Genomic DNA, 12,662 nt, shown 5'->3' on the forward strand with positions numbered 1-12,662 from the left:
CTCATTCTCGACTTGAAAAGGGGTTAGGCAATTATTTATCGATAATCGTCAGCAGGTTTTCCGCAGGCGTCCGCTTCTGTACGGCAGGGATGACTGCCGGATATCCGATATGCAGAATCCCGACGATCTTCTCCTCCGGCAAAATGCCGATCGCTTCCCGGAAATTCGTTTCGTAGTTATAGCGATTCGTTTTCCATACGACGCCGACCCCTTGTTCCCATGCGGCGAGCTGAAAGTTTTGGATAAGCGCGCAGGCGGCCGCGTAGTCTTCATCCCACTGCTTTTGACGCGTATCCTCCTTCAGCACCACGACGAGATGAGCAGGCACCTCCAGAAAATAATCCCGCTTGCGCTTCCCGTATCGTTCCCGGTCTTCGCCCGAGTAGGTTTGCAGCATCGCATCCGCCAAAGCCGCCCGCCCTTCCCCTTTGTACAAGAGAAACCGCCAGGGCTGTCTGTTCTCATGATTCGGCGCCCAAACCGCTACATTCAACAGCTCCAGCAGTAATTCGTCCGGAACCGGGTCGTCCTTGAACAGTCGGATCGTTCTTCTTTCTTTAATGATCTTGGCGATCGGACCGGCTTGAGTCCAGTTAGATTCGGATAAGCTCATCTGCAATCTCCCCTCTCGTTTCGCGTTGCGCCTTCTGTGCTTCGTTCGCCTTGAAGGCGTCGGTATGCCGCCCCTTTCCTCTCGGTATGCACAGCGGTGTGCCGTAGAACGGATCGTGCAGCACTTCGCATTCCATGCCGAACACATGCCGGACCAGCTCGGGATGGATCACGTCCTCCGGTTTGCCTTGCGCATAGACGGTCTTATCCTTGACCGCCACCAGATGATGCGCGTAGCGGCAAGCGAGGTTCAAGTCATGCAGCACCATGACGATCGTACGCTGCTCTCTTTCATTCAGCTCAAACAACAGATCCAGAATATCCACTTGATGCGCCATATCCAAATACGTGGTCGGTTCATCCAGCAAAATCGTCTCCGTGCCCTGAGCGAGCGTCATTGCAATCCAGGCCCGCTGCCGCTGGCCGCCCGACAAGGAGTCCACCGCGCTGCCCGCCAGCTCCGCCATTTTGGTTACGCGCATGGCCTCCCGTACATGGCGCTCGTCGTCCTCCGACCACGTCTTCAGCCAGTTCTGGTACGGATACCGCCCTTGTTTTACAAGCTGAAACACCGTCAGTCCCTCCGGCGCAATCGGCCCCTGCGGCAGAATCGACAAGCTTTTGGCAATCTCCTTGGTCGGGATGCGGGAGATCAGCTTGCCGTCCAGAATAATGTCTCCTTTGGCCGGTTTTAACAGGCGGGCCATCGAGCGGAGCAGCGTCGACTTGCCGCAGCCGTTCGCGCCGATGAACACGGTAATTTTGCCTTTTGGAATCGACAGGCTCAGCCCTTCAATAATGCTCTTGTCCCCGTAAGTCAAAAGCAGCTCCTTGGTCTCCAGAATATTCACAGCCACCGCTCCCATCATGAATTCCGTTTCGTGTACAGCAAATAAATGAAGAATGGCGCTCCGACGGCAGAGGTGAATACCCCGACCGGAATATCAAGCGGCAGGAACAACGTGCGCCCGACAAGATCCGCCAGCACGACCACCGTACCGCCGAGCAAGGCCGAGACGGGCAGCACGTTTTCAAAGCTGAAGCCGACCAGCTTCCGGGCCATGTGCGGCGCGATCAGACCGACGAAGCCGATGCCGCCCGCGACGGAAACGGCCGAACCGGCCAGCGCGACGCTGATCAGCAGCAGAAGCAGGCGATTACGTTCCACCGCGCTGCCGGCGTTGGCCGCGAGATCGTCCCCGAGCTGTCCAATGTTGACATGCCGGGCCATCAGGAATACGAGCGGGAGCAGCACCGCCGTCCAGGGCAGCACGGTGAGCACATTTTCCCAGTTCGAGGCATACACCGAGCCCGTCAGCCACAGGTACACCTGCGCCGGATCATTCGTCGGACTGAACACGATCATCATGGTGGTCGCGGCCGACATCAAGGCGGCCATCCCGACGCCGACCAGTACGAGCCGAACCGGCGTAACCCCTTTTTTCCAGGCGAGAACGTAGAGGATGACGGACACGACAGCCGCCCCCAGCATCGCCGCAACCGGCAGCCAGCGGATACTGAAGGTGCCAAGGAAATACGTCAGGAACGTCACTGCTCCGACGGAAGCCCCGCCTGTGACGCCGATAATATCCGGCGAAGCCAGCGGATTGCGAATAATGCCTTGCAGAATCGCGCCTGCCGCCGCCAGGGAAGCGCCGACCAGCATCGCTACAATAATGCGGGGAAGACGGATTTTCTGAATCACCATCGTATGGTCTTCCGCCCCCATGCCGAAGAGGCTGCGAAAAACATTCAGGGGAGAAATCACCATTTCCCCGAGCCCGGTGCTGATAATCGCTGCGGCGATACAAGCAAGGAGCAGCAGGAGCGTGATACGAAGAGATTTCCGGTGCACCAGAAAAGAGACGACGCCTCCCTTGAACCGGACGGTGTTATATGGCTTCATGATTGGGCCAACCCCCTCCGCGCGATGTAGACGAAGAACGGAACGCCGATGATCGCGGTCATCACCCCGACCGGCATCTCCTCCGGAATCGCAATAAACCGTGCGCCGATGTCAGCCAGCATCAGCAGAATCGCGCCGAGCACCCCGCAATACGGAATGACCCACCGGTGATCCAGGCCGCCGAAAAACCGCGAAATATGCGGGATGACAATACCGATAAAACCGATCGGACCCGCAACCGATACCGAGCAGCCCGCCAGTACGACAATGAAGAGGCCTGCCAGGGATTTGACGAGCACGGTCTTTTGCCCCAGGCCTTTGGCGGTTTCTTCCCCCATCTGCAGCACATTCATATCTTTGGAAATCAGCCAGGCGGCTACCCAGGCGACGGCCATATACGGCAGCACCGTGATGAGGAAATCGGGGGAGCGCCCGGCGATCGTCCCCGTCAGCCAGAAGAGTACGGTACCGATCCCCTGCTGATTCAAGACGAGAACGGCTTGGGTGAAGGAGGAGAACAGCGCCGTCATCGCAGCGCCGGCCAGCACGATCTTAAGCGGCGTCAGACCGTCCCTCCCGATCGAACCCAGCATATAAACCGTGACAGCGCCCAGCGCCGCCCCGATAAAAGCGGTCCACATCAGCACCTGCAGCGACGAAACGGAGAAAGTAACCGCCGCCAGCACAACCAGGAAGGAGGCGCCCGCATTCACCCCCAGCACGCTTGGCGAAGCCAGCGGATTACGGGTGAGCGTCTGCATCAGCGCCCCGGCAATCGCCAGACTGGCTCCGACGGCAGACGCCATGCAAGCCCTCGGCAGTCTGGTCGTGCGGAGTATAATTTGATCATTCACATGCTCATCATAGTGAACAATCGACGCCCATGCGGCCGACCATTCGTATCTCGTGGAGCCGAAAAGAATGCTCGCGACGAAGCAGCCGAGCAAAATAAGGACGAAAACCGACAGCCAGCCGGCTCTCCATAAGTTGGTTTGATTAAGGTTCATCTTGAGAGTCTCCCTACGCTCATAAAGGAATGAACGATCCTGCCGCTCATTCCTCTACGTATTTCCTTATTTAATGTCGAAATATTTATAAAGGTCGGCCAGCATCGATTGTGCGGCCATCGAGCCTCCCGCCAGGTTCCACGTAATCGTATCGACCTTGAAGTACTTGCCGTTTTTGACGCCCTTCAGATTTTTCCAGAGCGGGTGCGAGGTCCAGTCGTTTTGCGATTTCTCGACCGCCGGCTCTTCCGAGTTGAGCCTTGTAATATCGAAAATGTAGTCCCCGTCCAGCTGCGACATCTGCTCCTTGGTCGTCAAATTCAGAACCGCCTTGCCGGGCTCGAGAATTTGCGCTTTCGGACGCCCTATGCCCAATTCTTTGAAGATAGTGCCGGCAAATCCGGTTGCGTAGAAGCGGGCGCTGCCGTCTCTCTCAAAGCGGACGATGGACACTTCCGTCTTCGCCAGCTTGTCGCCTGCTTTCTGCTTGAATTCAGCAACCTTCTTATCCCAATCCGCGAGAATTTTGTCGCCTTCTTCCTTTATGTACAGCGCGTCGGCGGCGTATTTCACATTCGCCTTCCAGTCGAAAATCTCTTCCGTCATAATCGTCGGCGCGATGCTGCTCAGCTGCGGGTAAATTTTCTCATGACGGGTTTTCGTCCCGATAATCAGATCCGGCTTCAGCCCGATGATCGCTTCGATATTCGGCTGCGTTTCTTCCCCCAGATCTTTCACCCCTTCCATTTTGGCGCGGAGATAGTTGTACCAGGGTTTTTCTTCCCAGGACTGCACCGATCCCACCGGTTTTACGCCCAGATGAGCGGTAATATCCGTCATGCCGTTGAAAAGAACGACAACCCGCTCGGGCTTTTTCTTGAGCGTTGTGGTCCCCATCGCATGCTTAATCGTTTTTTCTCCCTCGTCCGTTTGAGGCGCGGCAGCTGCCGGCTGAGCGGAAGGGCCGCTTGCGCTTCCGTTCGTTGTCGTTGGCGATGTGCCGCAGGCCGCCAGTGCCAGCGTCATCACCAAAGCGAGCATCAGATGAAAAGCTTTCATTCTCTTTCTTCCTCCTTGTTCAAGCAAGGCAACCACAGCTGATGATCGAATCATCTCTATAGGAATGCGAATGCCAAGCAATATGTAATTGATAATAATAATCAATATCATTATAAACGGCGAAATTTAAATTTGTACATGTCCGCTTTTATCCGTTTCGTTGACTTATTTTATCCGTAAGCGATCGGTAAACGAGGGATTTCCCGCCGCCGGGCTGCGGCTGGATGGGAATGGAATGTATCGCACGGAAGCGGCTTGTGTGCGGACCGCTTGGCCGTGATCGACCGGCACAACGGTCTGCCCCGGGGCGCTCCCTCAGGCTTGGTTCCGGCTTTGCACCAAGGGCGCACGGGCAATAGCGTCCATGTAAAACGGGCAATCGCGTATATGGCAATGCTGACGGCGCTCCTTTATAATGTTAATGAGATTGATAATCTTTATCACAAATTACTTAATTAAGCTTTTCCGGAGACGGAGAGGCGGAATACCGAAGTGGCGGTTGGAGGGGTTCATCTAGCGTGGCAAGCCTAATCACAAGCCGCAAAGCCAAACTGCTCGTGCTGCTCCCTCTCCTGACGCTTATGCTTGCCGGCATGCTGGCGAGTATGACGCTGGGCATTCAGCGGTTCAGCTTATCTGTATGGTGGGAGGCTTTATTTCATTTTAATGGGACTAACGATCACCTGATGATCCGGACTGTCAAGCTGCCGTCCGCGTTGATCGGCGCGGCAGTCGGAGCCAGTCTCGCCGTGGCGGGAGCGCTTATGCAGGTGCTGACCAAAAACCCGCTCGCTTCGCCGTCCGTGCTTGGCGTTAATGCCGGCGCGGTCCTGTTTATCGTTATGGCGATTACGGTCTTGGGCAGCGGTATGGCTCTCGGCACGCTCATCTGGATCGCTTCCTGCCCCAGGCGGTCCGCATCTACCAGAAAGATACGTTCGCAAGCGTCATCTTGAAAGATATCGGCTTGGCCCGTCCGGCGGCGCAGGACAAGGAGCAGTTCATGGAAGTGATCACGAAGGAACGGATCGCGGATATGGACGGGGACATTATGTACTATTTTAATGCGGACTACACGGATGAGAAGGGCGACACGAAAAATCAGGAAGAGTGGATGAAGGACCCGCTGTACAAAAACCTGAACGTCGCCAAAACCAACATGGCGTTTAAGGTGGAAGAGGTCATATGGAACTTGTCCGGCGGCATCCGCTCGGCGAATTTGCTGATTGACGATCTGACGAAATATGCGGATAAGCTGTAAGGCAGACAAGGGATGAGAGAAACGGACCGTAGCGGGTCCGTTTTTTGGTGTATGGAGATTTAGGATTGGAGTCGCCGGTGGATAAGGGGTGCATATAGTTTGGGACCGCGGAATCACCGGTTCATCCATCGTAAAGTGGAAGCGTGACTTCCGTTATTTCCGGAACGCATACAACTTTCACACTATAGCGGAAGTTTAGTTTCCGTTAACTCGGATATTTAGGGGGATAGAGGCGGCTATATGGCAAATAACGGAACAAAAAGTTCCGCTATGCGTCGATTTTCTGCTGCCAACAGCAAATAACGGAAACAAAACTTCCGGAAGCGGTTTGTTTCACCATACGCTCAGCCCAAGCAGTTGGTCCTTAACCGATCCATGCGTCAAACCTCCCGCTGGGTGACTGGGTGATGCCCCTACTAATTCGCGTGGTTAAGCAGCCGTTTGCAGGGGGGGAGTATGTGACTCTTACCGAAAGGCGGCTGCTGCCGCTATGACCCGGAAGCGGCAACCGAAACCGTAGGCGGGCGACCGAAGCGAAGATACCTATTCCCGCTTCCCCCATGCACTAACGTGAGATTTGCCCGCTTCAATTTCCCGTAGGAATTGCTGTTCTTTTTTTCTCTCTTTTCTGAAAATATTCTCCGTTCTCTGCTATAATATAGGGGGTTAATAGACAGATGTACAGGTTCAAACATGTTCAAGCAAGCTACACGCTGGCTCCGAACCTGCCTATCAATTTGCGAAAGGTTGAACGAACTTATGAAAGTGGTAGAGCACAAGGACGTGGCATACGGCCCGTATGAGAGAAACGTGCTGGATGCGTATCTGGTATTGCGCGAAGACGGCAAGCCGACTCCGGTATTGATTTTCTTCCATGGCGGCGGATACGTGCACGGAGACAAGTCGGTTTTTCTATCGACGGCTCTTATGAAGGAATGTCTGGAGGCCGGAATCTCCGTTGTCACGTGCAATTATCGGTTCATTACGACTGATCCGTTCCCGGCTCCGATGGAGGACGGTACGCGGGCGATCCAGTTCGTCCGGAATCAAGCTGCCGAGTGGAAGATCGACCCGGATAAGATTGCTTCGTCCGGTTCGTCGGCCGGGGGGCACATCGCCTTGTGGAATGCGCTGAAAGGGAATCTCGCGAAGCCGGACAGCGAAGATCCGGTGGAGCGGACGTCCTCGGCCGTGTGCGCCTTCATCGGATACGGCACGCAAGTGTCCAAGGACCAGCGGTTTTATGAGGGGATATACGAAGGTCCGCATATTCAGCCGAATATCGCGATGTTTTACGGCATTCCTTCGGTCGACGAGCTGTATCGTCCGGACGTACTGAAGCTGGCGGAGGAAGCGTCGGCGATTAATTTCATGTCGGAGGCGGCGCCCCCGATCGTTATGATTTACGATTTCGTGTTCGATTTGCCGCGCATTCCGGCGGAAGCGCCTGTCGGCGAAGTGATTCACCATCCGATGCACGGTTACGTGCTGAAGCAGCGGTATGACGAGTATGGCATTCCGTTCGTATTTCGCCATACGTCCGATCCGGTGCGCCCCGGCGAACTGGTCGACTTTCTGCTGGAGCATTTCGGGTAACTTTAGGAAGGATCGGGGCCGCGCTTGCGGCTTAGACAGATTCGTTGGAGCATGAAACCCGGAGCGGAGCGGCAGGTCCGCTCCGACTATGCTCCGGCTGCTGCCGTTCCTGTTCTGGTTCTTATTTTGATTCCTGTTCTGATACCTGTCTAGTTCGTGCTCTTGCTCCTGTTACCGAAAATGGTATCGGTACTGGCTCCGGTTCGTCAGCGCTCTGGCGAAACTTTGCCGGCCGTTCCCGGATTTTCGTATCCGCCGGCTGTATACCTCGCCATCCGATCACCGTATCGTGCCGATCTTGTCAGGACCCCGCAACCTCCGCCGGATTTCCGGACGATTCCGCTCCTCTTGTTGTCCGAGGCGACTTGCCTCAATCTCCTCCCTCACGTACCAATCCTCGCCCCCTGCTGCCTGAATTCGCTTGGCGTTAGACCGGTCTCCCGTTTAAAGTGACTGCTCAAATAGTGGACGCTCGTATAACCGAGCCGATCGGCGAGCGCTTCCAGCTTCTCGCCTCTTAGAAGCGCCTGCTTGGTTTGCCTGAGCCGCTCCTTGATCAGGTACGACTTCGGATTGGTCCCGATTTCCGAGCTGAACAGCTTGGCAAAATGGCTCGGGTGGTAACCGCACAGGCCGGCCAGCTCAGCAACCGACCAGTTTTTGCCGGGCTGGTCTCTCATCGCCCCAAGTGCGGCTTCGATCTTGCCGCTCCGCCTCGGAGTATGGCTGCGGTCGGCAAAATGCCGGATTGCAAAGGCGAGCAGCTCCATCAGCAGCGCCCGGAGCATGTACGGATAGCCCGGCTGCTCCTGCGTATATTCGTTGACGATCCGCTGCAGCAGAGGCTGCATGCCGGGAACGGTGAACCGGTGAGGCACGTTCACATGGCCGAAGCCTTCCGCATACACGCCGTACTCCTGCGCCTTGCCCGACATATCGAGCGCTGCATCGTGCCTCAGACCGCCCGCCGGGTGTACGGGAGCGGGGGAGTCGGCATGCCAGGCGAAGTGCAGGCTGTAATAGTCGGTTCCCGGGTCGGCCCGCAATATATGCGGACTGTCCGTGCCGTAGAACACGCAGTCCCCCGGATGCACCTCATACGGATCAGGTCCCAACTGCAGATCCGCTCGGCCCGACACGACATAATAAAACTGGCAGTCCGGGATCAGGCGCGGTCCCCATTGTTGGGCCGAGTCGGTAACCGATCTGGAGGCGAAATTGACGCTTGGGGTCGTGCCCCACAGATTCCCGATATTCATGCGGTTTCCTCCCCACTAGCGGCTATATGGAATAATTGCAAATAATCGGTGGGACAGTTGCAAATACACCGGAGCTGTTCTGCTATAAGCTTAGCGTGTACGGATATTCGATGTAAAGCGGGGGGAAGCGATGTTAACGGAAGCGCAGCTGGCGGAATTTGAAACGAACGGTTATTTGAAAGGAGCCGTCATTCTAAGCGACGACGAGGTGGAGCGGCTTCGAGAGGAATTGGACCTGGTCATCGAGGGGAAAACGGTCAGGCGCCCTGTCCTGAACCACAACATGCTCGGGAAGACGTCCCTGTACGACAACATGAAGATGAGCGTCAATGAAAAGGTTGTCCAGATCGTCAACATCTGGATGGCGAGCGATTTGTTTTTCCGGCATGCCTGTCATCCGGTGCTTACGGAGGAAATCGCCCAGCTGTGCAAAACCGGTACGGTCCGCATCTGGCACGATCAGGTCCAGTATAAGCCGCCGGTATCCGGAGGCCCGACGGGCTGGCATCAGGATCATCCGCTGTGGCCGATCATCCAGCCTGCGGATCTTGTCAGCGCCTGGGTTGCGCTTGACGATGCCGTTATCGAGAACGGCTGCATGTGGATGGTGCCGGGCAGTCACAAGTGGGGCAATCATATGAAGCATCTGGCCAGCACGAAGGAGTTCAAGCCGTACCATAAGCAGCCGGAGCTGCTGCCCCCGGACGCCGTTATCCAAGCCGTTCCGTTCGAGATCAAGAAGGGGCAGGTCGGCTACCACCACTGCCTGACCTGGCACGGCAGTCCGCATAACCGCTCGCAGATGAAGCGAAGAGCGATCGCGGTGCACTATATGCCCGGCCATACCCGGTATGAGCCCGCTTCGGGTCATGTCATGCACGAGTACGTCGAGGTGAAGCCGGGAGAGATATTGGCCGGCGAGCATTTTCCGGTCGTTTATAGCAAATAAATAGATAGCCGAATATCCCTGAGATCGGGTACATGTCGAACAGCGACTTCGTACCCGGTCTTTTTGGGCGTTCTGCAGCCTGAAAGGAGGTGATAACGACAAAATATTGACAATATTATTATTAAAATGACAGTAAAATACCAAAAATTAACTTTAAAAATGGAAGATTAAGGAGTATAATGAAAGCGAATTCACATGACGATAAATTCATATAATGGGAAATGATTCCGATAGGGGCAGTCCATATGGAAGTTATGCGGTTTCTACTTTTTTCATCACTGGAATGGCTTGCTCTGTTTATACTGACATTTGCGATGTTTAAGTTTCCGTACCGCGGGTTTTGGGGTCAAATTATTTTATGTTCGGTTCTGCTATCTTTCCTCTCTTACGTTCTTTTTGACGTGTTGGACTTACGTCCGCTGGCGCCTGTTATTCAACTTCCTCTGGTAATCATCTGTACATGGCAAGTATTTCGTGTCCATCTTTTCTATGCGGCACTAATGACTACTTATGGTTACAATGGGTATGCTTTTATTCAAATTTTGTTCATCGTTGTTATGAAAGGTGCGGGTCTTACCTTTCAAGAGTTAATATCCACACCGTATTTTTCGATTCTCCAAAATGCAACAATAGTTGTGACTTTACTTATAGGCTGGTTTGTTCACAAACGTAGGCTCGGATTTTCGTTTATCCCGGATTTTGAGTTAGTACGTGTCAAGTTTCGTGGCATTAATCTCTGGTTACTGGTATTGATAATTTTAGGTAATATTCAATTCGCAACTTATAGTTTTCTCGCAACAAAAAGTACAGAAGCATTTCTAGTTTCAACAATAGTTCTTATGCTGTTGCTCTATTTCGCTCGTAAGAAGGAGTTTTCTTATGATTGAAGCTTTAGCTGGGAAGATTGCAAACAAGATCAAAAGGGCCGATGAACAAAACACAGCACATGTCGAAGTTTTGAAGTACGGGCTAATCATAGTTATTAATTATGCACTCCCAGTTGTGGCTTCTCTTACAATAGGATGGATTACAAATCAATTTTCCGGAACTTTGTTTTCTGTATTGGCATTTACATTACTTCGATTGGCGTCAGGAGGATTTCATTTTAAGTCAGCCAATGTTTGTACAGTAGTTTCAATCCTTATCATTTCGATTCCGCCACATGTCTCTCTGTCAGATCACTGGATAACGATATGCACAGCAGTTAGCCTTCTGCTTATCTTCATACTTGCACCTGCTAATATACGAGGATATGCACGAATGCCAGAGAAGTATTTCCCAATTATGAAAATTGTTTCAGTTCTTATTGTTGGATCAAATCTTTTATGGCATTCATCAATTCTGGCTATCGTGTTTATAGTGCAAGGGGTCTTGTTGCTGCCGCTAAGAAGGGAGGTGAAGTCATGAGGTCCATTATTGCAAGAGGAGTATCGTTTGTTCTTGAAAGAATTTCGGTTTATTTTGTACAGACAGCCTCTCCTGCTGTAACTCACCGTCCTGAAGTACCAGAGCAACTGAAATAGTAGTCTTCATCGGCTGCCCAACTCCATGTCGGGCAGCCAATTCTCTTAACGGAGCGAATCTATGATCTATCCTGTAACGAAAGATCCCGCGAATGCCGGTGAAATCATATATCTGGATATAAAGGACGTTGTCTTTGTCGAGAGCGACAATCGTAGCGTTATTTTTCATACGATCGACGGGACATTCTATCCGTTAATTCCGAAAATCATTACGCTGGAATCGCATCTGGTTCCAATCGGATTTCGCAAGCTGGACCGGACGAATCTGGTGAATATCCACAAAATACGAGGGTTCGATGAGCATCGGGCGGTCGTTTTTTTTGAGCCTGAATTTACAAATAACAGTAAATTTGCAACAATCTCGAATTTCGAGAAAAATCAAGTCCGCAAACAGCTTCGGGAGTGGATCGAGACGAACAACAAGGAAGCTTCGGACCCTTCCTCGTAAGCTGTGCCTTCTCTAAACCAGAACCATCCCCTTTGTTCCAATTCGTTCAAATGTAATAGGAGAGAATGATTTACCATAAAATGTAATATTGTCATGTGACAAAATCGTGACATCTGTCACTATCTATTCGCAAAATACTGCTTTACTATGTGTAATAGGTATCAATTCCATCGTTGAATAACTACCTGAGCCAAACGAACCAAGGAGAGAGGACCGCCTCCAACCGGTCGGATTTGAGGAATCTTTCCGAACCGCTCCACGCGAGCTCCTTCCAGTGGGACGTTTGGCCGGTAATTGCTGCTTGTGAGACCAACTCATCGGGTAGAGCGAACCGCTCATGCTCCGATGAGTTTTGTTGGGTTCACATTTTTTTTCGTTTCAGAGCTGGGCTGTTCTGTTATCCTCTTTTGCACGGATCAACGGGATTCTTTTGCTCTATTCAGAACTTGGGGGAATGGTATGCGCAACTGCTTTCAGAACGTATTTGTAGTGGGCCTGGCTTTGCTATTGGTTTTCCATATGATACCCGGGGCGCTGCCGCTGGCCAATGCGGCAACGCTTGACGCGGAAGCTCCGGTCATTACGACGCAGCCGCAGGACCAGTCGGTGAACGAGGGGGGCAGCGTCACCTTAAGCGTGTATGCGACTGTCAGCCAAGGAACGCTGAGCTACCAATGGTACCGGAATACGTCCCCCGTTTATGGCGGATTTGCGGTAAACGGAGCGACGAGTGCAACGCTAACGAAAACGATGGCGGGGGTCGGGGACGATTATTACTACGTCGTCGTGACGAATACGGACTCGGCCGCGACGGTCAATCAGATCTCCACAGTAACGAGCGATCTGGCTAAAGTTACCGTTAACGCGCTGACGCATGCGGCGGCGCCGACGATTACGACACAGCCGTTGGACCAATCGGTGAACGAGGGGGGCAGCGTCACCTTAAGCGTGTATGCGACTGTCAGCCAAGGAACGCTAAGTTACCAATGGTACCGGAATACGTCCCCCGTCATCGGCGGATTTGCGGTAAACGGAGCGACGA

General features: G+C 53.2%; 13 protein-coding genes and 2 pseudogenes. 9 read left to right on the forward strand and 6 right to left on the reverse strand.

Annotated elements, in window-relative coordinates; all coding sequences use genetic code 11:
- Positions 1-31: 31 nt before the first annotated feature.
- The 5 genes from PV433_RS06030 to PV433_RS06050 all read right to left on the reverse strand — a co-directional run bounded on the left by PV433_RS06030 (position 32) and on the right by PV433_RS06050 (position 4,584).
- Positions 32-613: a nitroreductase family protein gene (locus PV433_RS06030; RefSeq protein WP_332071281.1), complete on the reverse strand. Its 582-nt coding sequence runs from the start codon at positions 611-613 to the stop codon at positions 32-34.
- Positions 594-1,478 (reverse strand): ABC transporter ATP-binding protein, encoded by an 885-nt coding sequence (locus PV433_RS06035; protein WP_442951483.1) that lies wholly within the window; start codon positions 1,476-1,478, stop codon positions 594-596. The genes PV433_RS06030 and PV433_RS06035 overlap by 20 nt, the downstream gene beginning before the upstream one ends.
- Complete coding sequence (locus PV433_RS06040; protein ID WP_332071284.1) at positions 1,478-2,518, reverse strand: FecCD family ABC transporter permease; 1,041 nt, start codon at positions 2,516-2,518, stop codon at positions 1,478-1,480. Before PV433_RS06040 ends, PV433_RS06035 begins: the two co-directional genes overlap by 1 nt.
- A complete protein-coding gene (locus tag PV433_RS06045) occupies positions 2,515-3,525 on the reverse strand; it encodes a FecCD family ABC transporter permease (RefSeq protein ID WP_332071285.1) in 1,011 nt (336 codons plus the stop codon). The genes PV433_RS06040 and PV433_RS06045 overlap by 4 nt, the downstream gene beginning before the upstream one ends.
- Positions 3,526-3,591: 66 nt before the next feature.
- On the reverse strand, positions 3,592-4,584 hold the full coding sequence (locus PV433_RS06050) for an ABC transporter substrate-binding protein (RefSeq protein WP_332071287.1): 993 nt from the start codon (positions 4,582-4,584) through the stop codon (positions 3,592-3,594).
- 605 nt (positions 4,585-5,189) lie between these two features.
- Between PV433_RS06050 and PV433_RS06055 the strand changes: the two genes are divergently transcribed.
- The 3 genes and pseudogenes from PV433_RS06055 (at position 5,190) to PV433_RS06065 (ending at position 7,441) form a co-directional block, all read left to right on the forward strand.
- Complete coding sequence (locus PV433_RS06055; protein ID WP_332071293.1) at positions 5,190-5,540, forward strand: iron chelate uptake ABC transporter family permease subunit; 351 nt, start codon at positions 5,190-5,192, stop codon at positions 5,538-5,540.
- A pseudogene (locus PV433_RS06060) lies at positions 5,480-5,845 on the forward strand (ABC transporter substrate-binding protein); the annotation flags it as partial. The gene PV433_RS06055 and the pseudogene PV433_RS06060, both read left to right, overlap by 61 nt.
- A 759-nt stretch (positions 5,846-6,604) precedes the next feature.
- Positions 6,605-7,441, forward strand: coding sequence for an alpha/beta hydrolase (locus PV433_RS06065; RefSeq protein ID WP_332071288.1), 837 nt, complete (start codon positions 6,605-6,607; stop codon positions 7,439-7,441).
- 383 nt (positions 7,442-7,824) lie between these two features.
- On the opposite strand, the gene PV433_RS06070 is transcribed toward PV433_RS06065, so the two are convergent.
- A complete protein-coding gene (locus PV433_RS06070; protein ID WP_332071289.1) occupies positions 7,825-8,700 on the reverse strand; it encodes a helix-turn-helix transcriptional regulator in 876 nt (291 codons plus the stop codon).
- Between the two features lie 130 nt (positions 8,701-8,830).
- On the opposite strand from PV433_RS06070, the gene PV433_RS06075 reads away from it, so the two are divergent.
- The 6 genes and pseudogenes from PV433_RS06075 to PV433_RS06100 all read left to right on the forward strand — a co-directional run.
- Entirely contained in the window at positions 8,831-9,649 is an 819-nt protein-coding gene (locus tag PV433_RS06075; RefSeq protein WP_332071290.1) for a phytanoyl-CoA dioxygenase family protein, read from the forward strand.
- A gap of 245 nt (positions 9,650-9,894) precedes the next feature.
- Positions 9,895-10,536 (forward strand): hypothetical protein, encoded by a 642-nt coding sequence (locus PV433_RS06080; protein WP_332071291.1) that lies wholly within the window; start codon positions 9,895-9,897, stop codon positions 10,534-10,536.
- On the forward strand, positions 10,529-11,056 hold the full coding sequence (locus PV433_RS06085; RefSeq protein ID WP_190931420.1) for an accessory gene regulator ArgB-like protein: 528 nt from the start codon (positions 10,529-10,531) through the stop codon (positions 11,054-11,056). Before PV433_RS06080 ends, PV433_RS06085 begins: the two co-directional genes overlap by 8 nt.
- The gene (locus PV433_RS06090) at positions 11,053-11,172 is read left to right on the forward strand and encodes a cyclic lactone autoinducer peptide (RefSeq protein WP_190931419.1); all 120 of its coding nucleotides are present in this window, start codon (positions 11,053-11,055) and stop codon (positions 11,170-11,172) included. Before PV433_RS06085 ends, PV433_RS06090 begins: the two co-directional genes overlap by 4 nt.
- Positions 11,173-11,233: 61 nt before the next feature.
- Complete coding sequence (locus tag PV433_RS06095) at positions 11,234-11,620, forward strand: LytTR family transcriptional regulator DNA-binding domain-containing protein (RefSeq protein WP_190931418.1); 387 nt, start codon at positions 11,234-11,236, stop codon at positions 11,618-11,620.
- A gap of 459 nt (positions 11,621-12,079) precedes the next feature.
- Positions 12,080-12,662, forward strand: a pseudogene (locus tag PV433_RS06100) (hypothetical protein); the annotation flags it as partial.

It is taken from the genome of Paenibacillus sp. GYB004 (assembly GCF_036577605.1).
In the GTDB taxonomy this organism is placed as follows: Bacteria; Bacillota; Bacilli; order Paenibacillales; family NBRC-103111; genus Paenibacillus_AB; species Paenibacillus_AB oceani.

What these genes read in the sequence shown, in the direction of transcription:
- PV433_RS06030 (WP_332071281.1), bottom strand. Translation starts at nt 613, where the DNA reads ATGAGCTTATCCGAATCTAACTGGACTCAAGCCGGTCCGATCGCCAAG.
- PV433_RS06035 (WP_442951483.1), bottom strand. Translation starts at nt 1,478, where the DNA reads ATGGGAGCGGTGGCTGTGAATATTCTGGAGACCAAGGAGCTGCTTTTG.
- PV433_RS06055 (WP_332071293.1), top strand. Translation starts at nt 5,190, where the DNA reads ATGACGCTGGGCATTCAGCGGTTCAGCTTATCTGTATGGTGGGAGGCT.
- PV433_RS06040 (WP_332071284.1), bottom strand. Translation starts at nt 2,518, where the DNA reads ATGAAGCCATATAACACCGTCCGGTTCAAGGGAGGCGTCGTCTCTTTT.
- PV433_RS06080 (WP_332071291.1), top strand. Translation starts at nt 9,895, where the DNA reads ATGGAAGTTATGCGGTTTCTACTTTTTTCATCACTGGAATGGCTTGCT.
- PV433_RS06065 (WP_332071288.1), top strand. Translation starts at nt 6,605, where the DNA reads ATGAAAGTGGTAGAGCACAAGGACGTGGCATACGGCCCGTATGAGAGA.
- PV433_RS06045 (WP_332071285.1), bottom strand. Translation starts at nt 3,525, where the DNA reads ATGAACCTTAATCAAACCAACTTATGGAGAGCCGGCTGGCTGTCGGTT.
- PV433_RS06070 (WP_332071289.1), bottom strand. Translation starts at nt 8,700, where the DNA reads ATGAATATCGGGAATCTGTGGGGCACGACCCCAAGCGTCAATTTCGCC.
- PV433_RS06075 (WP_332071290.1), top strand. Translation starts at nt 8,831, where the DNA reads ATGTTAACGGAAGCGCAGCTGGCGGAATTTGAAACGAACGGTTATTTG.
- PV433_RS06085 (WP_190931420.1), top strand. Translation starts at nt 10,529, where the DNA reads ATGATTGAAGCTTTAGCTGGGAAGATTGCAAACAAGATCAAAAGGGCC.
- PV433_RS06090 (WP_190931419.1), top strand. Translation starts at nt 11,053, where the DNA reads ATGAGGTCCATTATTGCAAGAGGAGTATCGTTTGTTCTTGAAAGAATT.
- PV433_RS06095 (WP_190931418.1), top strand. Translation starts at nt 11,234, where the DNA reads ATGATCTATCCTGTAACGAAAGATCCCGCGAATGCCGGTGAAATCATA.
- PV433_RS06050 (WP_332071287.1), bottom strand. Translation starts at nt 4,584, where the DNA reads ATGAAAGCTTTTCATCTGATGCTCGCTTTGGTGATGACGCTGGCACTG.